General features: G+C 72.4%; 21 protein-coding genes and 3 pseudogenes. 2 read left to right on the top strand and 22 right to left on the bottom strand.

The window, feature by feature from the left end:
* Positions 1-8 precede the first annotated feature (8 nt).
* The 17 genes and pseudogenes from whiG to NEH16_RS08530 form a co-directional block, all read right to left on the bottom strand.
* Positions 9-845 (bottom strand): RNA polymerase sigma factor WhiG, encoded by an 837-nt coding sequence (gene whiG / locus NEH16_RS08450; protein WP_073963697.1) that lies wholly within the window; start codon positions 843-845, stop codon positions 9-11.
* 195 nt (positions 846-1,040) lie between these two features.
* Positions 1,041-2,321: a DNA-processing protein DprA gene (gene dprA, locus NEH16_RS08455; protein WP_430523744.1), complete on the bottom strand. Its 1,281-nt coding sequence runs from the start codon at positions 2,319-2,321 to the stop codon at positions 1,041-1,043.
* Positions 2,318-3,943, bottom strand: a complete 1,626-nt coding sequence (locus tag NEH16_RS08460) for a YifB family Mg chelatase-like AAA ATPase (RefSeq protein WP_265540649.1) — start codon at positions 3,941-3,943, stop codon at positions 2,318-2,320. The genes dprA and NEH16_RS08460 overlap by 4 nt, the downstream gene beginning before the upstream one ends.
* A 7-nt stretch (positions 3,944-3,950) precedes the next feature.
* Positions 3,951-4,300: pseudogene (locus tag NEH16_RS08465) on the bottom strand (YraN family protein); the annotation flags it as partial.
* Between the two features lie 84 nt (positions 4,301-4,384).
* On the bottom strand, positions 4,385-4,693 hold the full coding sequence (locus tag NEH16_RS08470) for a DUF2469 domain-containing protein (RefSeq protein WP_043444228.1): 309 nt from the start codon (positions 4,691-4,693) through the stop codon (positions 4,385-4,387).
* A gap of 62 nt (positions 4,694-4,755) precedes the next feature.
* Complete coding sequence (locus NEH16_RS08475; protein WP_073963704.1) at positions 4,756-5,244, bottom strand: NUDIX hydrolase; 489 nt, start codon at positions 5,242-5,244, stop codon at positions 4,756-4,758.
* The gene (gene lepB / locus NEH16_RS08480; RefSeq protein WP_265540651.1) at positions 5,234-5,983 is read right to left on the bottom strand and encodes a signal peptidase I; all 750 of its coding nucleotides are present in this window, start codon (positions 5,981-5,983) and stop codon (positions 5,234-5,236) included. Before lepB (NEH16_RS08480) ends, NEH16_RS08475 begins: the two co-directional genes overlap by 11 nt.
* 49 nt (positions 5,984-6,032) lie before the next feature.
* Positions 6,033-6,920, bottom strand: coding sequence for a signal peptidase I (gene lepB, locus NEH16_RS08485; RefSeq protein ID WP_265540653.1), 888 nt, complete (start codon positions 6,918-6,920; stop codon positions 6,033-6,035).
* Positions 6,917-7,842: pseudogene (gene lepB / locus NEH16_RS08490) on the bottom strand (signal peptidase I). The gene lepB (NEH16_RS08485) and the pseudogene lepB (NEH16_RS08490) overlap by 4 nt, the downstream one beginning before the upstream one ends.
* Positions 7,724-8,791, bottom strand: coding sequence for a signal peptidase I (lepB, locus tag NEH16_RS08495; protein WP_265540655.1), 1,068 nt, complete (start codon positions 8,789-8,791; stop codon positions 7,724-7,726). Before lepB (NEH16_RS08495) ends, lepB (NEH16_RS08490) begins: the two are co-directional and overlap by 119 nt.
* Entirely contained in the window at positions 8,784-9,566 is a 783-nt protein-coding gene (gene lepB / locus NEH16_RS08500; protein ID WP_265540658.1) for a signal peptidase I, read from the bottom strand. The genes lepB (NEH16_RS08495) and lepB (NEH16_RS08500) overlap by 8 nt, the downstream gene beginning before the upstream one ends.
* A 45-nt stretch (positions 9,567-9,611) precedes the next feature.
* Complete coding sequence (gene rplS / locus NEH16_RS08505) at positions 9,612-9,962, bottom strand: 50S ribosomal protein L19 (RefSeq protein ID WP_073963715.1); 351 nt, start codon at positions 9,960-9,962, stop codon at positions 9,612-9,614.
* Positions 9,963-10,090: 128 nt separating this feature from the next.
* Complete coding sequence (gene trmD, locus NEH16_RS08510; protein ID WP_265540661.1) at positions 10,091-10,912, bottom strand: tRNA (guanosine(37)-N1)-methyltransferase TrmD; 822 nt, start codon at positions 10,910-10,912, stop codon at positions 10,091-10,093.
* Positions 10,912-11,487 carry a ribosome maturation factor RimM gene (rimM, locus tag NEH16_RS08515; RefSeq protein ID WP_073963718.1) on the bottom strand — a complete coding sequence of 192 codons (576 nt, stop codon included), beginning with the start codon at positions 11,485-11,487 and terminating at the stop codon, positions 10,912-10,914. Before rimM ends, trmD begins: the two co-directional genes overlap by 1 nt.
* Before the next feature lie 80 nt (positions 11,488-11,567).
* A complete protein-coding gene (locus NEH16_RS08520; RefSeq protein ID WP_005311361.1) occupies positions 11,568-11,807 on the bottom strand; it encodes an RNA-binding protein in 240 nt (79 codons plus the stop codon).
* Between the two features lie 2 nt (positions 11,808-11,809).
* The gene (rpsP, locus tag NEH16_RS08525; protein ID WP_073963720.1) at positions 11,810-12,244 is read right to left on the bottom strand and encodes a 30S ribosomal protein S16; all 435 of its coding nucleotides are present in this window, start codon (positions 12,242-12,244) and stop codon (positions 11,810-11,812) included.
* Between the two features lie 157 nt (positions 12,245-12,401).
* On the bottom strand, positions 12,402-12,995 hold the full coding sequence (locus tag NEH16_RS08530; RefSeq protein ID WP_018521397.1) for a hypothetical protein: 594 nt from the start codon (positions 12,993-12,995) through the stop codon (positions 12,402-12,404).
* Between the two features lie 517 nt (positions 12,996-13,512).
* Here NEH16_RS08530 and NEH16_RS08535 point away from each other — a divergent pair.
* Complete coding sequence (locus NEH16_RS08535; protein WP_265540704.1) at positions 13,513-14,358, top strand: class I SAM-dependent methyltransferase; 846 nt, start codon at positions 13,513-13,515, stop codon at positions 14,356-14,358.
* A 64-nt stretch (positions 14,359-14,422) separates the two neighbouring features.
* On the opposite strand, the gene ffh is transcribed toward NEH16_RS08535, so the two are convergent.
* From ffh to nsdA, 5 genes and pseudogenes are all read right to left on the bottom strand, one after another.
* The gene (ffh, locus tag NEH16_RS08540) at positions 14,423-15,970 is read right to left on the bottom strand and encodes a signal recognition particle protein (protein WP_073963723.1); all 1,548 of its coding nucleotides are present in this window, start codon (positions 15,968-15,970) and stop codon (positions 14,423-14,425) included.
* 97 nt (positions 15,971-16,067) lie between these two features.
* Positions 16,068-18,521, bottom strand: a complete 2,454-nt coding sequence (locus tag NEH16_RS08545; protein WP_073963724.1) for a [protein-PII] uridylyltransferase — start codon at positions 18,519-18,521, stop codon at positions 16,068-16,070.
* A gap of 52 nt (positions 18,522-18,573) precedes the next feature.
* Positions 18,574-18,912 carry a P-II family nitrogen regulator gene (locus tag NEH16_RS08550; RefSeq protein WP_018102395.1) on the bottom strand — a complete coding sequence of 113 codons (339 nt, stop codon included), beginning with the start codon at positions 18,910-18,912 and terminating at the stop codon, positions 18,574-18,576.
* A pseudogene (locus tag NEH16_RS08555) lies at positions 18,909-20,257 on the bottom strand (ammonium transporter). The gene NEH16_RS08550 and the pseudogene NEH16_RS08555 overlap by 4 nt, the downstream one beginning before the upstream one ends.
* A 377-nt stretch (positions 20,258-20,634) precedes the next feature.
* Positions 20,635-22,107, bottom strand: a complete 1,473-nt coding sequence (gene nsdA / locus NEH16_RS08560; protein ID WP_265540707.1) for a transcriptional repressor NsdA — start codon at positions 22,105-22,107, stop codon at positions 20,635-20,637.
* 362 nt (positions 22,108-22,469) lie between these two features.
* On the opposite strand from nsdA, the gene NEH16_RS08565 reads away from it, so the two are divergent.
* The gene (locus NEH16_RS08565) at positions 22,470-23,129 is read left to right on the top strand and encodes a bifunctional DNA primase/polymerase (RefSeq protein ID WP_265540710.1); all 660 of its coding nucleotides are present in this window, start codon (positions 22,470-22,472) and stop codon (positions 23,127-23,129) included.
* The last annotated feature ends 61 nt before the right edge of the window (positions 23,130-23,190 follow it).

Below are 23,190 nucleotides of genomic sequence, written 5' to 3' on the forward strand. Positions count from 1 at the left end.
GGGCCCGCTCAGCGCCCCGCGTCGGCCAGCTTCGCGCGGAGTTGGAGGACCGATTTGGTGTGGATCTGGCTGACCCGGCTCTCGGTGACACCGAGGACGTTGCCGATCTCGGCGAGGGTCAGGCCCTCGTAGTAGTAGAGCGTGACGACCGTCTTCTCGCGGTCCGGGAGGGTGTTGATCGCCCGGGCGAGCAGCCGTCTCAGCTCCCGGTCCTCCGCCACCTCCACGGGGTTGTCGGCGGCGGTGTCCTCCAGCGTGTCCATCAGGCTCAGCCGGTCGCCGCCCTCGCCGCCCACATGCAGCAGCTCCTCCAGCGCGACCACGTTGGCCAGGGACAACTGGCTGAAGACGGCGTGCAGTTCGTCCAGCGTGACGCCCATCTCCGCCGCGACCTCCGGCTCGGACGGGGTGCGGCGCAGCTGCGCCTCCAGCGTCGCGTAGGCGCGCTCGACGGCGCGCGCCTTCTGCCGCACGGAGCGCGGGATCCAGTCCAGCGCCCGGAGTTCGTCGATCATCGCGCCCCGGATGCGGGTGATCGCGTACGTCTCGAACTTGATGGCCCGCTCGATGTCGAACTTCTCGATCGCGTCGATCAGCCCGAACACCCCGGACGAGACGAAGTCCGCCTGCTCCACGTTGGACGGCAGGCCCACGCTCACCCGCCCGGCGACGTACTTGACCAGGGGCGAGTAGTGCAGGATCAGCTGCTCCCGCAGCCGTTCGTCGCCGGTCGTCTTGTACGAGCGCCACAACTCGTCGAGCGAGGACGGGGCGGGAGGGCGCACAGTGCCACGCGCAGCCGGTGGTACTGCCGCGCGGTCAGACCCGGAGGTGTGCTGGGGCATGTGGTGCCTTGAGCCGTTCTGCCGTGAAGTACTGGGACTTGTCTCTGGGGCGGAATCCTTGTGAGCGTAGCGTGACTGGGCTGTCGCGGTGCGCGCAGGATAGAGGATGCCGACCGGGCGCTCACCGGCCCCGGAGTCACCGTCGAAGCGTCCGCCGAGGTCATCGGCATCACCTTTTCACCCGAATGCCCCAGGTCAAGAACCGCCTCGCCGCGCGTCGTCCCGGCAAGTCGGCCTCCGCGTCAACCTCCATCCCTCGCCCACGCGTTCGACGTATCCCAGTGAGTGCAGTTCGTACAGCTTGCCGAGGGCCTCGTCGGCACTGGTCCCGGCGCCCCGCGCCACCTCCCGGGCATCGACGGCGGCGCGCGCCGGCAGCGCGTCCAGCACCCGCCCGGCGACGGCGTCCAGCAGGTCCCGGGCCAGCACCGGGCCGCTCCTGGAGGGCGCCAGGTCCCCGATGTCGCCCACCAGCTCGGCCACTTCGGCGGCGTCCGTCACCAGCACGCCCTCCCCGCGCAGGAGTTCGTGGACACCGGCCGACAGCCCGCTGGTCGCCGGTCCCGGAACCCCCATGGTGAAGCGCCCCAGCCGCTGCGCGACCCGCGCCGTCACCAGCGAACCGCTGCGGTACTCCGCCTCCACGACCACCGTCCCCCGCGTCAACGCGGCGATCACCCTGTTCCGCAGGACGAACCGGCTCCGCGTCGGGCGCTCGGCGGGCGCCAGCTCACCGATGACGAGCCCCTGCCCGGCCACCCGCGCGATCAGCTCGGCGTGGCCCGGCGGATAGGCCACGTCCACCCCGCAGGCCAGCACCGCGATCGTCGCCCCGCCCGCCGCCAGCGCGCCCCGGTGCGCCGCGCCGTCCACCCCGAAGGCGGCGCCCGAGACCACCACCCAGCCGCGCTCCGCGAGCCCCGCGCCCAGCGTCGTCGCCATGTGGGCCCCGTACGGGGTGCAGGCGCGGGCGCCGACCACAGCGACCGAGCGCAGCGCCCAGAGCCGCAGGTCGGGCCCGCCCCGCACCCACAGCCCGGTCGGCCGCGCGTCGCCCAGGTCGTCCAGCTGGCTCGGCCACTCGCGGTCGCCGGGGCAGACGAAGCGCCCGCCGACCGCCGCGACGGCGGCGAGATCCCGCTCCGGGTCCGCGCGGGCGGCCCGGAGCCGGTAGCCCGCGAGCCGCCGCACCGTCATGCCGCGCAGCCGCTCCGCCTCCCCGGCCGGGTCCGTGATGCGCCGCCACAGCCCGACGGCGCCGCACTCCCGCAGCCACCGCCCGCCCCGCTCGTCGCCGGGCTCCAGCACCCGGGTCAGCGCCGCCCTGGCCAGCCGCTCCGCCGCGCCCGGGTCCGCGCCCGCCGGACCCGGGCGAACCGCGCCCCCGGCCGGGTCCGTGGCCGCCCCGGGCCCCGCGCCGCCGCCCGCCCCCGGGCCCGCGCCGTACGCCGGTCCGCCTCCTCCGTACTCCGTCACGGCGCCCCCGCCCCCAGCGGCACCCCGCGCAGGATGCCGCTGCGCAGTTCCAGGGCGGCGGCCACGTCCGAGGCGTCGGGGCGGGCCGCGCCGCGCAGGTCCGCGACCGTCCACGCCACCCGCAGCACCCGGTCCAGGCCCCGGGCCGTGAGCAGCCCGCGCTCCATGTCCCGCTCGGCCGCCATCAGCGCGCCCGGGGCCGCGGCCAGCCGGGTCCGCAGCTCGTGTCCCGGCACCTCGCTGTTGGTCGTCCAGGGGGTGCCGGCCAGGCGCTCGGCCGCGCGCTCCCGGGCCTCCCGCACCCGGGCGGCGACGGTCTCCGTGGACTCGCCCCGGCCGCCCCGCCCCATCAGGTCCTGCCGGGTGACCGGGTCGACGGTGACCCTGAGGTCCACCCGGTCGAGCAGCGGCCCGGAGAGCCTGGCCTGATACCGCCGCACCGCCGATGGCGGGCACTCGCAGCCGTCACCGCTCAGGGTGTGCCGCCCGCAGGGGCACGGGTTGGCGGCGAGCACCATCAGGAACCGGGCCGGCAGCCGCACCACCCCCGCGCTGCGGGCCACCACGACGTGCCCGGACTCCAGTGGCTGGCGCAGGGCGTCCAGCGTCTTCACGGAGAACTCCGGCGCCTCGTCCAGGAAGAGGATGCCGCGATGGGCCAGCGAGACGGCTCCCGGCCTGGGCAGTCCGTTGCCGCCGCCCACCAGCGACTGCATGGTCGCCGAGTGGTGCGGGGCGCAGTACGGCGGCCGGGCGATCAGGGGCTCGCCCGGTGGCAGGATGCCGGCCACCGAGTGGACGGCGGTCACTTCGAGCGACTCCTGCCGGGTGAGCGGCGGCAGGATCGCGGGCATGCGCTCGGCCAGCATGGTCTTGCCGGCGCCCGGCGGACCGGTCAGCAGCAGATGGTGGCCGCCGGCCGCGGCGACCTCCAGGGCCTTGCGCGGCCGCTCCTGCCCCGCCACGTCCGCGAGGTCCGGCCGGGCCCCGTCCCCGGCCGCCGGGCCCCTGGCGAGGCCGGTGCCCAGTCCGGCGCCGGGCACCATCAGCCCGGCGAGCATCGGATCGGGGCGGCCCTCCTCGTCGGACCGCTGTTCGTCCGGCACCGGTTCGTCGCACAGCACCGCGATCAGCTGCCGCAGGCTGCGCACCCCGAGCACGGAGACGCCGGGGACGAGGGCCGCCTCGCCCGCGGTCTGTTCCGGGACGACCACCTGGCGGTAGCCGGCGTCGGCCGCCGCCAGGACCGCGGGGAGCACGCCCCGTACCGGGCGCACCCGGCCGTCGAGCCCCAGCTCCCCGATCATCACCACGTCGGCGATGGACTCCGGGTCGATCCGCTCCGCCGCGCCCAGGACCGCACAGGCCACGGCCAGATCGAAGCCCGAGCCGCCCTTGGGCACCGACGCCGGGGAGAGCCCCACGGTGAGCTTCTTCTGCGGCCACTCCGCGCCGGAGTTGACCACGGCCGCCCTGACCCGGTCCCGGCTCTCCACCAGGCTCTTGTCGGGCAGGCCCACCAGCGTGAACGCCGCCACACCGGCCTCCAGGTCCGCCTGGACCTCCACCACCACACCCTCGACGCCGACCAGGGCGACCGAGCAGGCACGGGCGAACCCCATCAGGCCACCCCCGCGCGTGCTCGGCCAGGGGCGCGCCGCGCTCGGGCAGCACCACCCCGACCAGATCGATGCGCACCCCGCCCGGCGGCGGGCCGCCGTGCCGCTCCAGCCACAGCTCGGCCAGTCGGCGCAGCCGCTCGGCCTTGGCCGGGGTGACCGCGGCCATCGGATGCTCGTACGCACCCGACCTGCGGGTCTTCACCTCGCAGATGACGAGCGCGTCCCCGTCCATCGCGACGATGTCGATCTCACCGGCGCGACAGCGCCAGTTCCGTTCCAGTACGGACATGCCGGCGTCGGCCAGCAGCCGCGCCGCCAGGTCCTCGCCGTACCGCCCGAGAGCCCCCGTGCGTTCATATCGGCACCACCTCCGGCACCGACTCTGACGCGTCCGCCCTACTTCAGTGGATCTTGGTGGACAAGCGGGCGATTGTGGATAACTCAGCCACCCGGAAGTTCGAGATCGCTCTTGTTGAGCTCCTCGATGTTGACGTCCTTGAACGTGAGCACCCGTACCTGCTTCACGAAGCGGGCGGGCCGGTACATGTCCCAGACCCAGGCGTCCGCCATGGACACCTCGAAGAACACCTCGCCCTGGACCGAGTGCACCTGCATCTCGTAGTCGTTGGTGAGGTAGAAGCGCCGTTCGGTCTCGATCACGAATTTGAACAGACCGACGACATCGCGGTACTCCCGGTAGAGCTTCAGCTCCATCTCGGTCTCGTACTTCTCGAGGTCCTCGGCGCTCATTGGCATGTTCCCCTTCAGCCGTGCGTTTCCCCATTGTGCGCCGGGCTCCGGCGCCCCGGAGCTCAGCCGCTTCCGGGTGCCAGGTCCACCGGCGTACGCGGAGGGCCCTCGTCGAGCAGCCTCCGGAGCAGGTCGGCGAGCCCGGTGGGGTACACCGTCTCACGCGCCGCCGACAGTTCGGCGGAGGTCCACCACCTCAGCCCCGTGACACTGCGGCGTTCCAGCCATGTGTGGCCGCTGGTGTCCGTGGCGGTCTGTGCCGTACGGGCCAGGAAGTACCACTCGTCCTGGTCCCAGCGCCGTCCGTCGAAGTCGAAGGAGCACCGGCGCCGCCAGATCACCGGGCCCAGTTCGACGTCGGTGATCCCGGTCTCCTCGGCCAGCTCGCGCAGCGCGGCCCGCTCGTGGGTCTCGTCGCCCTCCAGACCGCCGCCCGGGGTGAACCACCAGGTGCGGGCCGGGTCCTCCGGTTCGAAGCCGTGCATCAGCAGAATCCGGTCGTCCGGATCGAGGAGCACCAGGCGGGCGACCCTGCGCACCTCAGCGGACACCGGCGGCCGTCTTCGGCTGCGCGCTCCGCTTCGGCCGTGCGGCCCGGGCCGCGATCGGGCCGTACGCCGCCCCGCCCAGGATGAGCACGATGCCCACCGCCATCGCGGTCAGCTGGAGCCCGAGCGGCCCGGCCGACGAGACACCGCCCGGCAGCGCGGCGAACGCCTCGGGCCGGTCGATCATGGAGCCCAGCGGCCAGGCGACGGCGTCGATCCTGGACTCCACGGCGTCCCGGGGCACCGAGCCGTGCGTGGCGTCCTCCAGGTGGACCCGGGAGTCCAGCGAGACCGTGCGGTCGTCGCCCAGCAGGAAGAGCTGGCCCTGGGGCACCTCGGCGGTGAAGTCCTGGGCCGAGGCGCGGCCGGGCGACCGCAGATACGGTTCGTCCATGGGTATGCCGTTGACCGTGAGGCGGCCGTCCTTGCCGCAGCAGGCGATCTTGTCGCCGCCGACTCCGACGACCCGCTTCACCATGGGGGTGTTGCCCCACTCCGGGTCGTTGAAGACCACCACGTCACCGCGCCGGACCTCGCTGCCGTCCACGCGCTGCGCGAGGACCTTGTCGCCCGCCTCGACCGTCGGGCTCATCGACCCGGTGGGCACCGTGTAGGGCTGGTAGACGAACGCGCCCCAGACGAAGCCGCCGAGGAAGAGCAGGCAGCCGAGGGCCACCGCCACCCCGGACAGCCTGCTGCCGAGCCGGCCGCGGCCGTCGTCCGTACGACCTGTTGCACCCATACCGGCGTCCCCCATCGGAGATCGACAATCGCTGATCCGCGTGGGCACCCTACCCGGCAGTACGCCCCGCGGTCAGCCTCCGCCTGCGCCGGAGCACGAACGGGACCGCGCCCGCGAGCCCCAGGACGCCGGGGGCGGCACCGGCCGCGGCGCTGATCCCGGGCTGGTCGAAGGTGTCCGGGACGGACAGCACGGACCAGCGGTTCACCGGCCACGCGACGACCACGGCCCGGCCCACGACCTGGCTCACCGGCACGAAGCCCTTGTTGGCGTCGCTGGTGTGGTAGCGGGAGTCCGCCGAGTCCTGGCGGTGGTCGCCCATCACCCAGATCTTGCCGTCCGGCACCTTGAACGGCCCGAAGGGCATGTCGTCGCAGGCGCTGTTGCCGGGGAAGATGTACGGCTCGGTGAGCGCCTTGCCGTTGACCTGGACCGGGCCGCCCTTCTTGCACTCCACGGTGTCACCGGCGACCGCGATCGTCCGCTTGATCAGGTCCTTCTCCTCGGCCGACGGCATCAGCCCGACGAAGCTCAGGAACTTCTGCGCGGCGTTGGGCTTCGGGGTCGGCTCGCCGTCCAGCCAGCCGTCCGGGTCGTGGAAGACGACGACCTCGCCGCGCTCCGGCTCCGAACCGAACCACGGCGTCAGCTTGTCCACCAGGACCCGGTCGCCCCGCTGCAACGTGTTCTGCATCGAGTCCGAAGGAATCGAGAACGCCTGCACCAGAAACGTCTTGATGAACAGGGCCAGGACCAGCGCGATGCCGATGAGGAGCGGCAGCTCCTTCCAGAACGGCCGGCTGCTCTTCTTCTTGCCGGACTCCGGCTCGGTCGAAGAAGGCTCAGCGGCGGGGGACTCCGCGGCGGCAGGCTCGGCGGCGGGGGACTCCGCGGGCCGCGCCTCTTCGGACCGTGCTCCGTCTGCCAGGTCGCTCACGCGTCGTTCCTCACTGTGCCGGCGGTCGTGGTCCGGCGCCGCCTGCGCCAGAGCACCAGGGGCACCGCCCCGCGAGGCCGATCGCCCCGGGGGCCGCCGCGGCGGCGGCGTTGATACCGGGCTGGTCGAAGGTCTTCGGGATCGGGAGGGTCGCCCAGCGGCTGACCGGCCACGCGATCACGATGGCCCGGCCGACCACCTCGTCGTTGGAGACGGTGCCGTTGCCCGGCAGGTTCTGGTGGTAGCGCGAGTCCAGGGAGTTCTGGCGGTGGTCGCCCATGACCCAGATCCGGCCCTTGGGCACCTTGATCGGCCCGAACGGCTCGTCGTCACAGGCGCTGTTGCCCTCGAAGATGAAGGACTTGTCGTCCAGCGCCTTGCCGTTGACCTGGACCGGGCCGCCCTTCTTGCACTCCACGGTGTCACCGCCGATCGCGATGACCCGCTTGATCAGGTCCTTCTCCTCGGCCGACGGCATGAGGCCGATGAAGCTGAGGAACTTCTGCACCGCGTTCGGCTCGGGGGCCTGGCTGTCCTCCAGCCAGCCGCCCGGGTCGTGGAAGACGACGACCTCGCCGCGCTCCGGCTCCGAACCGAACCACGGCGTCAGCTTGTCCACCAGGACCCGGTCACCCCGCTGCAACGTGTTCTGCATCGAGTCCGAAGGAATCGAGAACGCCTGCACCAGAAACGTCTTGATCAGCAGCGCCAGGACCAGCGCGACGCCGATGAGGAGCGGCAGCTCCTTCCAGAACGGGCGGGGGTTCTTCTTCCGGGCCGTGCTGCCCCCGGACGCGCCGCCGTCACTGTCCGTCCCGCTCACCGTCGTCCCGTCCTCCGCCGCACCGGCCGGATCGGAATGCGCCGAACGGCCCGGCCGGTCCTCGGGTTCGTCGTGTCCGGATCGTGCGCCGACCGCCAAATCCCCCACATCCACTCCTTACTCCGTGCCACCGCCCGCGTCCTAGCCGACGCAGGCCCACCACTCCCATAACGAGCGGGAGTTCCGCAGGGGTCGGGAGCCGGATCAATCCGCCTGGATCATTGGACACACTATTCGACGGGCCCGAGGCGGCCCCCGTACCGGCGCGCGCGTCCGGGACCGAGGCGAACGCCGAGCGTTCCTCCAGGCCGGTCCAGTGCCCGAAGGGCCAGACGATCCATTTGGCCCGCCCCACGACCGCGTCCTCGGAGATCGTGCCGTTCGCCGTCTTGTCCATGTGGAAGCGCGAATCGGCGGAGTTGGAGCGGTGGTCCCCCATGACGAAGAGGCGGCCCGGCGGAACCTTTACCTCGAATTTGATGGTGGAGGGTGAATCCCCGGGATAGACGTACGGTTCCGTGACCGCCACACCGTTGACGAGGAGCCTGCCGTCCGGCGCGCAGCACTTCACGGTGTCGCCGCCGACCGCCACGACCCGCTTGATCAGGTCCTGCTCGTCGTCCGACGGCAGCAGTCCGACGAAGGTGAGCGCCTGCTTCACCTGCTTGACGACGACGGGCGACTCCCCGGTCCCGGAGCTCTCCGGGTTCGGTGGCGGCCAGTCCGAGGGGTTGCGGAACACGACGACGTCGCCGCGCTGAGGCTTCGAACCGAACCAGGGCGTCAGCTTGTCCACCAGCACCCGGTCGCCGATCCGGATGGTCTGCTCCATCGACCCGGACGGGATCACGAACGCCTGGACGAGGAAGGTCTTGAGGACGAGCGCTATCAGCAGCGCCACCGTGATCAGCAGCGGGATCTCCCGTACCGCCGATCTGCGCCGCTTCCGCTTCACCTTGCGGGCCAGCTTGCGCCGCTCGGCCCGGGTGGGCAGGGAGCGCGCGCCGCCGTCCGCCGCCGGGGCACCATGGCGCCCGTGGCTACCCATGGGACGGGCCGGGCGCCGGTACGGAGTCGAAGGCGGAGGTCCCCGGCAGCGAGCCCACCCGGCCGAGCGGCCAGCCGAACCAGTCGACCCGCCCGATCACCCGCTCCACCGGCACCACGCCGCCGCCCGGCTCGCCCAGGTGGTCGCGGGAGTCCCGGGACCGGGAGCGGTGGTCGCCCATCATCCACAGGGCGCCCTCCGGCACCACGATGTCGAAGGGCACCTCGGAGGGCGCGTCCCCGGGGAAGAGGTAGTCCTCGTCCAGCGGCCGGCCGTTCACCTCGATCCGGCCCCGCGCGTCGCAGCAGACCACCCGGTCGCCCCCCACGCCCACCACCCGCTTCACGAAGTCGGTCTCGGCGGGCTCGGCGAGCCCGAGGGATGCCGCGGCCCCGCGCAGCAGCGCGGTGACGGGGTTCTGTGCCGCCCCCTCGCGTACGAACGAGCCGGTGCCGTCGAACACCACGACGTCACCGCGGCGGGGCTCTCCGCCGAAGCGGTACGCCAGTTTATTGACGAGCACCCGGTCGCCCACCCGGAGCGTCCGCTCCATCGAACCGCTGGGGATCAGGAAGGGCTGCACCACGAAGGTGCTGAAGAGGAGCACGAACACCGCGCAGACGGCGCCGACCCCGAGCGTGCCCCGCCAGGACAGCCGCCACGACAGCGGCCCGGTGAGCCGGTCCCGGACACGCGAAGAGCGCGACCCCTCCCCCGGACCCGTATCGGGTGCGGAGGAGGGATCGCGCTCCTGGAGTTCTGCTTGCGTGTCCATCGGGGCCCGAGCTTAACCGGACACCCTGTGGACCAGGCAGTCAGCTCAGCGGTCGCGCTTCTCCTTGATCTTCGCGGCCTTGCCGCGCAGCTCACGGAGGAAGTACAGCTTGGCGCGACGGACGTCACCGCGGGTCACGAGCTCGATCTTCTCGAAGATCGGGCTGTGCACCGGGAAGGTGCGCTCGACGCCGACGCTGAAGGAGACCTTGCGGACCGTGAAGGTCTCGCTGACGCCCGCGCCCTGGCGGCGGATGACGATGCCCTTGAACTGCTGGACACGGGAGCGGTTGCCCTCGATCACGCGGACGTGAACGTTGACCGTGTCACCCGGGCGGAAGGCCGGGATGTCGGTACGCAGCGACGCGGCATTGACGTCGTCGAGCAGGGAAGCCATGTTGTCTGCTTTCTTCGCCGATGCCACAGGTCATCGACGGGAGAGTGATGAATGCTAGGGGCCGGTCGCGTCGGACGGGCGTCGTGTCCCCCTGTGGCAGGGGCGCACGCCGGACGGACAGCAGCGGCCTATTCTTCCACGGCCTCGGGCCTGCGCCAAAATCGGCCACCGGGCTCCGGGGACCAGCCGAGGATGGACAGCATCTCCCGGTCCTTCTTGTCGAAGGCCGACGCCTCGCACCGCTCGATCAGATCGGGCCGGTGGGCGGCCGTACGACGCAGCGCCTCGTCCCGCCGCCAGCGCGCGATCTTCCCGTGGTGGCCGCTGAGCAGCACCTCCGGGATGGTCCGGCCGCGCCACTCGGGCGGCTTGGTGTAGACCGGGCCCTCCAGCAGATTGGCCATCGCGCCGGGGGCGAAGGAGTCGTCCTGGTGGGAGGCCGCGTTGCCGAGGACGCCGGGCAGCAGCCGGGCCACCGCCTCGGTGATCACCAGCACCGCGGCTTCCCCGCCTGCCAGCACGTAATCGCCGATGGACACCTCGACCACCCGCAGCCGGGTGGCGTACTCCTCGGCGACCCGCCGGTCGATGCCCTCGTAGCGGGCCGGGGTGAAGATCAGCCAGGGCCGCTCGGACAGCTCGACGGCCAGCTCCTGCGTGAACGGCCGGCCGCTCGGCGTGGGCACCACGAGGACCGGGGCGTGCGCACCGGCCTCGTAGCCGTCCGCCAGGGCCTCGTCCAGTGCCTCGCCCCACGGCTCGGTCTTCATGACCATGCCGGGGCCGCCGCCGTACGGGGTGTCGTCCACGGTGTTGTGCCGGTCGTACGTCCAGTCACGCAGGTCGTGCACATGGACGTCGAGGCGGCCGGACGTACGGGCCTTGCCGACCAGGGAGACGTTCAGCGGTTCCAGGTACTCGGGGAAGATCGTGACGACGTCGAGCCGCATCAGGCGTCCCCGGCCTTCGGCGCGGAGCCCTCGGACTCCTCGCGCGCGGACGCCACGACCGCCTCGCTCGCGTCGATCAGGCCGGGCGGCGGGGTGATCACCGCGCGCTGCTCCTCCAGATCGATCTCGGTGACGATCTCCTCCACGAACGGGATCATCACCTCGCTGCCGTCCGGCCGCTCCACGATGAAGAGGTCCTGCGAGGGCAGGTGCGTGATCTCGGTGATCCGCCCGACCTCGGTGCCGTCGGCGAGGACCACGTCCAGGTCCATCAGCTGGTGGTCGTAGAACTCCTCGGGGTCCTCCGGGAGTTCCGCCGGGTCCACGTCGGCGATCAGCAGGGTGTTGCGCAGCGCCTCGGCACCCGTACGGTCCTTCACGCCCTCGAAGCGCAGCAGCAGCCTGCCGCTGTGCACCCGGCCGGTCTCGATCGTCAGCGGGCCCGCCGTGGCGGGGTCGGTGGCCAGGACGGCGCCCGGCGCGAGCCGCAGCTCCGGCTCGTCCGTGCGCACCTCGACGGTGACCTCGCCCTTGATGCCGTGGGCGCGACCGATCCGCGCGACTACCAACTGCACCTTGTGTCTCTCCTGTCGTACGACGACGGGCCGGGGCGGGCGCTTGGCCCTCCCCGGCCCGTGCCGGTGTTCAACTTCTGTCAGCGAACCTGGTCCACGTCGACGAGGTCGACGCGGATGCCACGGCCGCCGATGGCGCCCACGACGGTACGCAGCGCGCGTGCGGTGCGGCCGTTGCGGCCGATCACCTTGCCGAGGTCGTCGGGGTGGACCCGGACCTCGAGCACACGGCCACGGCGCAGGTTGCGCGAGGCGACCTGCACATCATCGGGGTTGTCGACGATGCCTTTCACGAGGTGCTCGAGAGCCTCCTCGAGCATGCTCAGGCCTCGGTCGACTCGGCGGAGGAGGCAGCAGCCTCGTCCGCCTTCTTGTCGGCCTTCTTCGCCTTCGGCGTGATGGCCTCGCCCTTCGACTCCTCACCATCGCTGGAGAGGGCCTCGAACAGGGCGCGCTTGTCGGCCTTGGGCTCCGGCTGCAGCAGCGGCGCGGGGGCCGGGAGGCCCTTGTGCGCCTGCCAGTCACCGGTGAGCTTCAGGATCGCGAGGACCGGCTCGGTCGGCTGGGCGCCGACGGACAGCCAGTACTGCGCACGCTCCGAGTTGACCTCGATGCGCGACGGGTTCTGCACCGGGTGGTACAGACCGATCTCCTCGATGGCCCGGCCGTCACGGCGGGTGCGGGAGTCGGCGACGACGATGCGGTAGTGAGGCGAACGGATCTTGCCCAGACGCTTCAGCTTGATCTTGACTGCCACGGAAGTGGTGTCTCCTGGTCTATGACGTGGTTGGGCACAACGAAGATGCCACGTGGGGTTGCGGTACTCGGGTGCCCGATGGACGCGTCAGCCGGAGGAGAGAGGGGTCCTGTGCGACTGTCGAGTACAGCTAGCCATTGTGCCACACCCCATCGGCTCACCCCACCGCGACCGCGGTCTCCGGAATCCGGAACGGCTTTCCGCAGCCGCCGCAGACGATCGGCGCCTGGGCGAGGACCGAGGGGACCACGCGCACATTGCGGCCGCAGTCGCAGACGGCCTTGACCCGCACGCCCCCTCCGGAGGAGCCGTGCCGGGCGGCCGGGCCGCGGAAGGAGCGCTTGGTGTCGGCGGCGGTGGCCACGGTGTGCGCCTTGAGGGCACGTTGCAGCCGTTCCGTCGTCGGCCGGTAGCGCCGCTTGGCCTCGGGGTTGAGCGTGACCAGCGAGAAGCCGCTGCTGGGGTGGGGCTCCTCGGCATGGTCGAGGCCCAGCTCCTCGGCGATCGCCAGGAATCGTCGGTTGTGATAGCGGCCGGCGCGCGAGGTGTCGCGGACACCTCGGGCGGCGGCGATGCCGTGGACTGCCTCGTGGAGCAGTCGCTCGAAGGAGAGCTCGGCGCCACAGGCGGACGAGGACTCTCCGATCAGGGACTCGGGTGCGGCGAGATCGGGCAGCTCGGGGTGGTACCGCTGAATGTCGGCCCACGCCTGCGCCAGCTCTGCGGCAAGTACAGGTGGTGTCGTGCTCACGTCGTGACCAACGAGCGCGGGGCCCTCGGTGTTCCGATTCCGGGCCATCCCAAATATTTTGCACGTACCAGTCGGTTGACCTTCATGCGTCGCGACGAGGGCGGGTGCGCTGATCTGCGGAGAAGCCTCACAGCTCGCACCAAGACGGTACGTAGTGGCGCGTACGCCTGCGCGCGTAGCCGCGGTACGCGCCCCCTGCGGGGGCGGACGGCAGGGGCGAGGGTACCCGCACCGTCCTGACGTGCTCGACGTGCCCCCACCGGCGTGTCGGGTCAGACTGGGACCGGCAGAGGACGGGACGGACCCTTCGGGGCGTTCCCCGCCGTCCGGGTGCGCCGGTGCCGTCGTGCGCCGGACGGCAGTGCGGACAACCACGCCCCGCAGACCTCTGGACGCGGCGGCGGATGCGCAGTTCTCTTGCATACGGGGGAGCGCGCGTCACCTGGACGGGACGGCCGTCCATTCGGGCACGACCGATCGGCAGAACCGGCAACCTCGGCGGATTGGGGCGCATTCCATGACACCAACGCTCGTTCGGCACCACCGGCACACGGAGTCGTCCGCCCCGGCGGACGGCGCCTCCCGCGCCCGCGACTGGGCGGAGATCCAGGAACGGATGCTGGCACCGCTGTACGAAGCGGTGTACACGCGGCTCGAGGTGGGGCCCGCCACGCGGATGCTCTCGCTCGGCTGCGGCTCCGGTCTGGCACTGCTGATGGCCGTGGGCCGGGGCGCCTCGGTCACCGGCGTGGACACCGACCCGGACCGCCTCGCCCTCGCCCGGACCCGGCTGCTGCCCGCCTCGGACGAGCGCGGCGCACCGGCCACCGCCCCGCTGCTCACGGAGAGCGTCGCCGAGGCGGCGGACAGCGGACCGCACCACCTGATCACCGCGTTCACCCCGATCGGCTGCGAGGCGGACGACGGCGAGGACCTGGTGCGGGCGCTGGAGACCGCCGTGCCGTCGGCGGACCGGCGCGCCACGGTCGTCCTGACCGGCTGGGGCCCGCCGGAGCGGTGTGCCACGGAGTCGGTGCTCCGGGTGGCCGGGCGGCTCGCCGACGACGGGCGCGGACCGGGCGGCGGCTGGCGCGGGCCGCGCCGCGACGATCTGGAGGACGTGGCCTTCCGGGCCGGGCTGCGGCCGGACGGCTCCGGCCGGGTGGCCTGCCCGTTCGGTTACGCGGACATGGACAGCGCGGTACGCGGCCTGCTGTCGACCCGGCTGTTCGAGGCGGCGGTCCGGGCCACGGACCGGTGGCAGGTGGAGAAGGAACTCGCCGAGGCGCTGCACCCGCACCGGCGGCCGGACGGCACGGTGTGGATGTCCAACGTGTTCCGGTACCTGGTCTGCACGACGTGACCGTACGCCGGAGGGGCGCCCACCGACTCGGTGAGCGCCCCTCCGGCATGACGTGACGCGAGCGTCAGCCCATGAACTTCTTGAACTCGTCCGGCAGCTCGAAGTTCTGGGCGTCCTGGCCGGCCGGGAGGCCGGGGACGCCGTTCTGCGCGGCCTCCCGGCGGGCGGCCGCGGCCTGCTCCTCGGCCTTGCGCTTCATCGGGTTGCCGCTCTTGCGCTTGCCCTTGGCCTGCTTGACCTGCTTCTTCTGCCGGCCCGGACCGCCGCCCATGCCCGGCATCCCGGGCATCCCCGGCATGCCGCCGCCCTGCGCCATCTTCGACATCATCTTGCGGGCCTCGAAGAACCGCTCGACCAGGCCCTTGACGGCGGAGACCTCGGAACCGGAGCCCTTGGCGATACGGGCGCGGCGCGAGCCGTTGATGATCGTCGGGTCGGCGCGCTCCTTCGGGGTCATCGACTTGATGATCGCGGCCATGCGGTCGATGTCGCGCTCGTCGATGTTGTTGATCTGGTCCTTGATCTGGCCCATGCCGGGCAGCATGCCGAGCAGCTTGGAGATGGAGCCCATCTTCCGGACCTGCTCCATCTGGGCCAGGAAGTCGTCGAACGTGAAGTCCTTGCCCTTGCTGGACGCCAGCTTGGAGGCCATCTTGGCGGCCTCTTCCTGGCTGAAGGTCTTCTCCGCCTGCTCGATCAGGGTGAGCAGGTCACCCATGTCGAGGATCCGGGACGCCATGCGGTCCGGGTGGAACGCGTCGAAGTCGTCCAGCTTCTCGCCGTTCGACGCGAACATGATCTGCTTGCCCGTGACGTGGGCGATCGACAGGGCGGCACCACCGCGGGCGTCACCGTCGAGCTTGGAGAGCACCACGCCGTCGAAGCCGACGCCGTCGCGGAACGCCTCGGCGGTGTTGACCGCGTCCTGGCCGATCATCGCGTCGACCACGAACAGGATCTCGTCCGGGCTGACGGCGTCGCGGATGTCCGCGGCCTGCTGCATCAGCTCCTGGTCGATGCCGAGGCGGCCGGCGGTGTCCACGATCACGACGTCGTACTGCTTGGTCCGGGCGTGCTCGATGGAGTCCTTGGCGACCTGGACCGGGTCGCCGACGCCGTTGCCCGGCTCGGGGGCGTACACCGCGACACCGGCGCGGTCGGCGACGACGCTCAGCTGGTTGACGGCGTTGGGGCGCTGGAGGTCGCAGGCGACGAGCAGCGGGGAGTGGCCCTGGCCCTTGAGCCAGAGGCCGAGCTTTCCGGCGAGGGTCGTCTTACCGGCACCCTGGAGACCGGCGAGCATGATCACGGTGGGCGGGTTCTTGGCGAACCGCAGCCGCCGGGTCTCGCCGCCGAGGATGGAGATGAGCTCCTCGTTGACGATCTTGACGACCTGCTGGGCGGGGTTGAGGGCCTGGGAGACCTCTACGCCGCGCGCCCGCTCCTTGACGTTGGCGATGAAGGACCGGACGACGGGCAGCGCCACGTCGGCTTCGAGCAGGGCGATACGGATCTCGCGAGCCGTGGCGTCGATGTCCGCCTCGGACAAGCGGCCCTTGCCCCGGAGGTTCTTGAAAGTCGCGGCAAGGCGGTCGGAGAGAGTATCGAACACGGCGCTCGTCGGTCCTCAGGGTCGGGGCGGGTCGGGTCAGTAGGTTCCCAGGGTATCCGGACGCCGGAGAAGGCCAAGACCTCGCCCGGCTCCGGCCTCAGCCGAGCGCCTTCTCGACCTCCCGGGCCAGCTCCGCCGCCCGCTGCGCCGACAGCGGCTTCCCGTCCGCGTCCGTGACGTAGAAGGCATCCACCGCGTTCGCCCCCAGCGTCGACACATGCGCGCTCCGCACCCGGACCGCGCTCCGCTCCAGTGCCTGCCCGATGCGGTGCAGCAGGCCGGGGGCGTCCTGGGCGCGGACCTCGATCACCGTGGCGAGCCGGGAGCCCGCCGGGGCCACCGTCACCCGGGGCGGCGGCGCCTTCACACCGCGCCGCCGGGGGTAGGCGGCCTCCCGCTCGGCGAGGCGGGCGGGGATGTCCAGGGTGCCGTCCAAGGCGCGTACGAGGTCGGCGCGCAGCCGGTCCGCCCGGGGCAGCGAGCCGTATTCGGCGGCGACGCGCCAGCTGAGCAGCAGCAGGTCCGCGGAGTCCCCCAGCTCCGTGGGCAGCTCCACGGCGCGCAGGTCGGCGGCGCGGACGGTGAGGCGGTGCAGGGCGAGGACCCCCGCGGCGGCGGGCAGCACGCCGGGCCGGTCGCGGAGCGCGATGAGGAGTTCGACGCCGACCGGTTCCGGGCCGTCCTCCTCGTGCGGGGTCTCGGGCCGGGTGTGCAGGGCGAGGACGGGGGTGCCGGTGCGCAGCGCCTCGATCGCGAGGCGTTCCTGCTCGGCGCTCGGGGCGGCGGGCTCGGGCTCCTCGGGGGCCTCCCCCGCCAGGACCTGGGCGACGCGTTTGACGAGTTCGGTGACGAGGGAGGCGCGCCAGGCGGACCAGGCGGCGGGCCCGGTGGCCAGCGCGTCGGCCTCGGTGAGGGCGTGCAGCAGCTCCAGGGTGGCCGTGGTCCCGACGGCGTCGGCGACGGCGCGGACGGTGGCCGGGTCGTCCAGGTCGCGCCGGGTGGCGGTCTCGATGAGCAGCAGGTGGTGGCGGACGAGGGTGGCGATGACGCCCACGTCGTGCTGGTCGAAGCCGATGCGGGCGGCCATGTCGCGGGCGATGACCTCACCGGCGACGGAGTGGTCGCCGGGCCAGCCCTTGCCGATGTCGTGCAGCAGGGCGGCGACGAGGAGGAGGTCGGGGCGGCCGACGCGGCGGGTGAGCGAGGCGGCGCGGACGGCCGTCTCGACGAGATGGCGGTCGACTGTCCAGGTGTGGACGGGGTTGCGCTGGGGGCGGCAGTGGACGCGTTCCCAGTCGGGCAGCAGGCGGGTGATCAGCCCTTCGGCCTCCAGCGCCTCCCAGACGGGGATCGTGGCCTCGCCTGCGCCGAGCAGGGTGACCAGCTCCTCGCGGGCCTCGGCCGGCCAGGGCACCGGGAGCGGCTGGGCGGTGGTGGCGAGGTGGCGCACGACGTGGCGGGAGAGCGGCAGTCCGGACTGGGCGGCCGCGGCGGCGGCGCGCAGGACGAGCACCGGGTCCCGTTCGGGCCGGGCGGTGCGGGCGAGTACGGCCTCGCCGTCGGCCTCCACGACGCCGTCGGCGAGCGGGGTCCGGTCCGGGGCGGGGGTCCGGCCGCCGCCGAGCAGGGCGCGCAGCCGGGGCCGGGCGGAGCGGGCGCGCAGGACCCGGCCGACCTCGCGCCAGGTGACGTCGGTGGCGTACGAGACGGTGCGGGCGGCCTCGTAGACCTGGCGGAGCAGGGCGTCGGCGTCGAGGAGGCCGAGGGCCTGGGCGACCTGGTCCTGTTCCTGGAGGGCGAGGCGGTCGGTGGCGCGGCCGGTGGTGAGGTGGAGGGCGTCACGGGCGTCGAGGAGGACGCGGCGGGCCTCGGCGAGCCCTTCGCGGGGGGCGTCGGCGACCCAGGAGGCGGCGACGGCGCGCAGGGCGGTGACGTCGCGCAGGCCGCCCCGGGCCTCCTTGAGGTCGGGTTCGAGGAGGAACCGCAGCTCGCCGTGGCGTTCGGCGCGTTCGCGGCAGAGTTCGCGGAGGTCCGGGAGGCGTTTGGGGGCCTGGTTGCGCCAGTCCGCGAGGATCGCGGTGCGCAGCGAGGCGACGAGGCCGAGGTCCCCGGCGACGGGCCGGGCGTCGAGCAGTCCGAGCTGGACCTTGAGGTCCTCGCCCGCGGTCTTCCGGGCCTCGGCTGGGGTGCGTACGGAGTGGTCGAGGGCGAGGCCCAGGTCCCAGACGGGGTACCAGATCCGGTCCGCGAGGGCGGCGACGGCCGCGGGGTCGGCGGTGCCGTCGTGCAGGAGGAGGAGGTCGAGGTCGCTGCGCGGGGAGAGTTCGCCGCGGCCGTAGCCGCCGACGGCGACGAGGGCGGCGCCCCGGACCCCGGCGTGCTGGGCCGCGCCGGTGAACAGGGCGGTGAGCCAGTCGTCGGTGAGGGCGGCGAGGGCCGCACGGCGCGGCGGCCCGGGCCGCTCCTTCTCCTGGAGAAGGCGCAGCCGGGCCGCCGCATAGCCGCTGGGGCGCGAGTCCTCGGATTCGGTGGTCGCTTCGATGCTCGTCACCCAGCTGCCCTTTCCGTGTGCGGAACCGTGCGAAACAGTCGGCGGGGGCCGGTCAGAGGGCGTCCGGGCCGCGTTCGCCCGTACGGACCCTGACGGCCGTCTCGACGGGGACCGTCCAGACCTTGCCGTCACCGATCTTGCCGGTTCGGGCGGCCTTGACGACGACGTCGAGGAGCTGTTCGGCGTCCTCGTCCTCGACCAGGACCTCGATGCGGATCTTGGGGACGAGGTCGACGGTGTACTCGGCGCCCCGGTAGACCTCGGTGTGGCCGCGCTGCCGTCCGTAGCCGCTGGCCTCGGTGACGGTAAGGCCCTGGACGCCGAACGCCTGGAGGGCTTCCTTGATCTCGTCGAGGCGGTGGGGCTTCACGACTGCGGTGATGAGCTTCATGCGTCCACCTTCTTGTTCGTCGGGGCGGCCGGGCCGGGGGCGGGGCTGCGGTACGGGAGGCCGCGCCGCCGCCGGCGCCGCTGAAGTCGTACGCGGTCTCGGCGTGTTCGACCTGGTCGATGCCGGAGACCTCGTCGTCCTCGTCCACCCGCATCCCGAGGATCTTGTCGACCAGGAAGGCGAGGATCGCGGAGACGACGAGAGAGTACGCGAGGACCGCGAAGACGCCGACGGCCTGCTTGCCGAGCTGGTCGAGCCCGCCGCCGTAGAAGAGCCCCTTGGCGTCGGACTGGACGCCGCCGGTGGCGAAGAAGCCGACGAGCAGGGAGCCGATGATGCCGCCGACGAGGTGGACGCCGACGACGTCGAGGGAGTCGTCGTAGCCGAACTTGTACTTGAGGCCGACGGCCATGGCGCACAGCACACCGGCGATGGCGCCGACCGCGATGGCGCCGAGCGGGCTGACCGCGCCGCCGGACGGGGTGATGGCGACGAGTCCGGCGACCGCGCCGGAGGCGGCACCCAGGGTGGTGAAGGCGCCGTGCCGGATCTTCTCGTACACGAGCCAGGCGAGCATCGCGGCACCGGTGGCGACCTGCGTGTTGACGAACATGACCGCGCCCACGCCGTCGTCGTTGCCCAGCCAGGAGCCGGCGTTGAAGCCGAACCAGCCGAACCAGAGGAGACCGGCGCCGAGCATCACGAGCGGCAGGCTGTGCGGCCGCATCGGGTCCTTCTTGAAGCCGACGCGCTTGCCGATCACCAGGATCACGCCGAGCGCCGCCGCACCCGCGTTGATGTGGACGGCGGTGCCGCCGGCGAAGTCGATGACGCCGAGTTCGAACAGCCAGCCGCCCGCGCCCCACACCCAGTGCGCGACCGGGAAGTAGACGACGGTGACCCACAGCGTGATGAACAGCGCCCAGGAGGTGAACTTGACCCGGTCGGCGAGGGCACCGCTTATCAGGGCGGGCGTCAGGATGGCGAACATCAGCTGGAACACGGCGAAGACGTAGACCGGGATGGTGTAGCCGTCCCAGAGTTCCGTGACGCCGATCCCGCTGAGGCCGACGAAGTCCTGGCTCCAGCCGATGACGGAGCCGGCGTCGGTCCCGAAGGCGAGGCTGAAGCCGTACAGCACCCACAGGATCGTGACGATCCCGAGGCTGATGAAGCTCATCATCAGCATGTTGAGGGTGCTCTTGACGCGGACCATGCCTCCGTAGAAGAAGGCGAGGGCCGGGGTCATGAGCATCACCAGGGCCGAGCAGATGAGCATGAAGCCGGTGTTGGCGGCAGACAGCGTCGGGGTGTCTGCGGCAAGCGTCGTGATGCCTGGGGGCATCGGCGTCTCCTCGTCGTCGGTGCGGCCGCGTGCGGGCGGTGGGGGCACAACCACTGCGGGACCACTGGGGAAAGGTGCGGGCCGGTTATGAGCCACGAGGTTCGCCCAGCGCCGTTTCGGCCGGTGCGCCGCGATGTTTCGCGGCAGTGACGAAGGAAAGCGACGTGTTACGTCCCCATGAACCGCGCATGCCGTACCCACGCTCGCGCCCACTCTGCGGCCCGGGCCGCATACGGTGCGGTTACGACGCTCCGGCAGGGGAACGACCACACGAACCGGCCACGCCGATCACCCGTTGACCTGGCAATGGGGGGAGCCGAAGTCGGTCTGTGCTGGGTGATCGTCGTGGCCGGGGACTGGGGCCCGATGGCCCGTCGCTAGACGGTTTCCACGGTTTCGGGCAGCTGTTCGATGAGGAGTTCGGTGAGCCTGGCGACCTCGGGCACGTCCCCGAAGTCCCTGGCGGCGGTGTCGACGGTCTTGCGGAGCCGGGTGTTGACCCGCTCGGAGCGCACCTTTTTGGCCACGCGCAGCGCCTGCTCGGCCGGCACGGTGGACGCCTCGGGCTCGCCCTTGAGGAGGTGCACGGTGGCGAGGCCGATCAGATTGAGCGCGTAGGAGCGCTGGTGCTCGTCGTCCTCGCCGAAGAGCTGGACCGCCTTCTGCATGACGGGCTCGGCGAGCGAGGCGTACGCGGGGCTGCGGCCGGCCACGTAGGCGAGGTCCCGGTACGAGTGCGAGTTCTCGCCGTTCAGCTCGGCCTCGGAGAAGAAGCGGATCCAGTCGGGCTCGGGCTCGCCGTCGATACCGGCGTCCAGGAAGGTGTCCTCGGCCATCCGGACCGCCCGCTTGCACTTGCTGGGCTGGCCCATGTTCGCGTAGGCGCGGGCCTCCATCGCGTACAGCATGGCCTGCGTGCGCGGGGTCGCGCAGTCGCGGCTGCCGTACTGGGCGAGGTGGATCAGCTCCAGGGCGTCGTCCGGGCGGCCGAGGTGGATCATCTGCCGGCTCATGCTGGACAGGACGTACGAGCCGAGCGGCTTGTCGCCGGCCTCCTTGGCGGCGTGCAGGGCGAGCACGAAGTACTTCTGGGCGGTGGGCTGGAGGCCGACGTCGTAGCTCATCCAGCCCGCCAGCTCGGCCAGTTCGGCGGCGCAGCGGAACAGGCGCTTGGAGGTGGCGGCGGGCTGGGGCTCCTGGAGCAGGTCGGTGACCTCGTGGAGCTGGCCGACGACGGCCTTGCGGCGCAGTCCGCCGCCGCACTGCGCGTCCCACTGGCGGAACATCGTGGTGGTCGACTCCAGCAGGTCCAGCTCGGGGCCGGAGAGCCGGGACGGGCGGCGGGCGGCGGCGGGTTCCGGTTCGGCGGCGGGGGCGGCCGCGACCGGCACCAGCCAGCGCTGCATGGGCTCGATGAGGGCGGGACCGGCGGCGAGGGCGAGCGAGCTGCCGAGGAAGCCCCGGCGGGCCAGCATCAGGTCGCTCCGGGAGAACTCGCTGAGCAGGGCGACGGTCTGCGGGCCCGCCCAGGGCAGGTCCACACCGGCCACGGAGGGTGCCTGGTGCGGGGTGCGCAGCCCCAGGTCCTCGACGGCGACGACGCTGCCGAAGCGCTCCGAGAACAGCTCGGACAGGATGCGCGGGATGGGCTCGCGCGGCTGCTCGCCGTCCAGCCAGCGCCGCACCCGGGAGGTGTCGGTGCTGATGTGGTGGGCGCCCATCTGGCGCGCCCGGCGGTTCACCTGCCGTGCCAGCTCGCCCTTCGACCAGCCGCTGCGCACGAACCATGAACCCAGTTGCCCGTTCGGGCGCTTGCCGGCGTTCGTCTCGCCTGCGCCGCTGCCACTCACGGATAAGCCCCCATCCCGCCGAAATACGTGTCGCGCGAAGCACTACCAGAATGCCCCGAACTCATGTCGCCCGTACGGGCGTTGGGCCCGATCGAACAGAAAACCGGGTTGCCTGCGGCATACCCACGGGCGCACATACTTCCATGGTTCGTGTACCGACGGTAATCCTACGATCACGGGCCCCGCGAGGCCCTTTGCGTAATCGCCACCATTCGCCACCCCTTCGATTGAACGCCACCCCCATGGCCCGCGATTCACTTGACAGGACGATTCGCACGGGCGCGAGGAAGCGCCCGGGGGCGCGCGGGCGGTTGCACGCTCCTCTTCGTAACCACCGGCGAACCGGACCCGTTGGAGGGGGCATGGGCTTCACGATCGGAATCCGCGAGATGCGCACCGGCGCACGGCGTCGCGCCCGTGCCGCCGTCGGCGGTACGGAGGTGGCCGAGTACACCGGCCTGTGGGGCTGGGCCGTGGTGCCCGGGGCCCGCGCGGCGGGCGGCGCCTGCTCCTGCGGGGACCCGGGCTGCGCCGCCCCGGGCGCGCATCCGCTGGAGTTCGCCCGTGAGGTGCCCGCCGGGGCGACGCTCGACGCGGCGGCACGCGCCTGGGCCGAGGTGCCCGGCGCCTCGATGATGCTCCCCGTGGGCCGGAGCTTCGACGTGCTGGACGTGGCGGAGGGGGCCGGGCGCCGGGCCCTGGTGCGGATGGAGCGGATGGGGCTGCCGCTGGGCCCGGTCTCGGTGACCCCGCAGGGCCGGGCGCAGTTCTTCGTCGCGCCGGGCGCCGCCGACGAGCTGCCCCGGCTGCTGTACCGGATGGGCTGGGACGACGCGGGGCTCGATCTGCGGGCGCTCGGCGCGGGCAGCCACATCACCGCGCCGCCCTCGGACCGGGGCGGGCTCGGCCCGGTCCGCTGGCTGAGGGCGCCGGGGCCGGACAGCGCGACGCCGCCGGAGGCCCGGCTGCTGCTGGGCACGCTGGCGTACCTCTGCCACCGGTGGGCGGCGCCCTGCGGCTGAGCCGCGCAGCTCCCGCACAGCAGGAAGCCCGGCCGCACGAAAGCGGCCGGGCTTCGGAGCT

It is taken from the genome of Streptomyces drozdowiczii, from assembly GCF_026167665.1.
In the GTDB taxonomy this organism is placed as follows: Bacteria; Actinomycetota; Actinomycetes; order Streptomycetales; family Streptomycetaceae; genus Streptomyces; species Streptomyces drozdowiczii_A.

Coding starts and splice junctions, on each gene's coding strand:
- NEH16_RS08470 (WP_043444228.1), bottom strand. CDS start 4,693: ATGAGCGCCGAGGACCTCGAGAAGTACGAGACCGAGATGGAGCTGAAG.
- NEH16_RS08565 (WP_265540710.1), top strand. CDS start 22,470: ATGGGCTTCACGATCGGAATCCGCGAGATGCGCACCGGCGCACGGCGT.
- NEH16_RS08550 (WP_018102395.1), bottom strand. CDS start 18,912: ATGAAGCTCATCACCGCAGTCGTGAAGCCCCACCGCCTCGACGAGATC.
- NEH16_RS08535 (WP_265540704.1), top strand. CDS start 13,513: ATGACACCAACGCTCGTTCGGCACCACCGGCACACGGAGTCGTCCGCC.
- whiG (WP_073963697.1), bottom strand. CDS start 845: ATGCCCCAGCACACCTCCGGGTCTGACCGCGCGGCAGTACCACCGGCT.
- lepB (WP_265540655.1), bottom strand. CDS start 8,791: ATGGGTAGCCACGGGCGCCATGGTGCCCCGGCGGCGGACGGCGGCGCG.
- lepB (WP_265540658.1), bottom strand. CDS start 9,566: ATGGACACGCAAGCAGAACTCCAGGAGCGCGATCCCTCCTCCGCACCC.
- trmD (WP_265540661.1), bottom strand. CDS start 10,912: ATGCGGCTCGACGTCGTCACGATCTTCCCCGAGTACCTGGAACCGCTG.
- rplS (WP_073963715.1), bottom strand. CDS start 9,962: ATGGCTTCCCTGCTCGACGACGTCAATGCCGCGTCGCTGCGTACCGAC.
- NEH16_RS08520 (WP_005311361.1), bottom strand. CDS start 11,807: ATGCTCGAGGAGGCTCTCGAGCACCTCGTGAAAGGCATCGTCGACAAC.
- lepB (WP_265540651.1), bottom strand. CDS start 5,983: ATGGGTGCAACAGGTCGTACGGACGACGGCCGCGGCCGGCTCGGCAGC.
- NEH16_RS08460 (WP_265540649.1), bottom strand. CDS start 3,943: ATGGGGTTCGCCCGTGCCTGCTCGGTCGCCCTGGTCGGCGTCGAGGGT.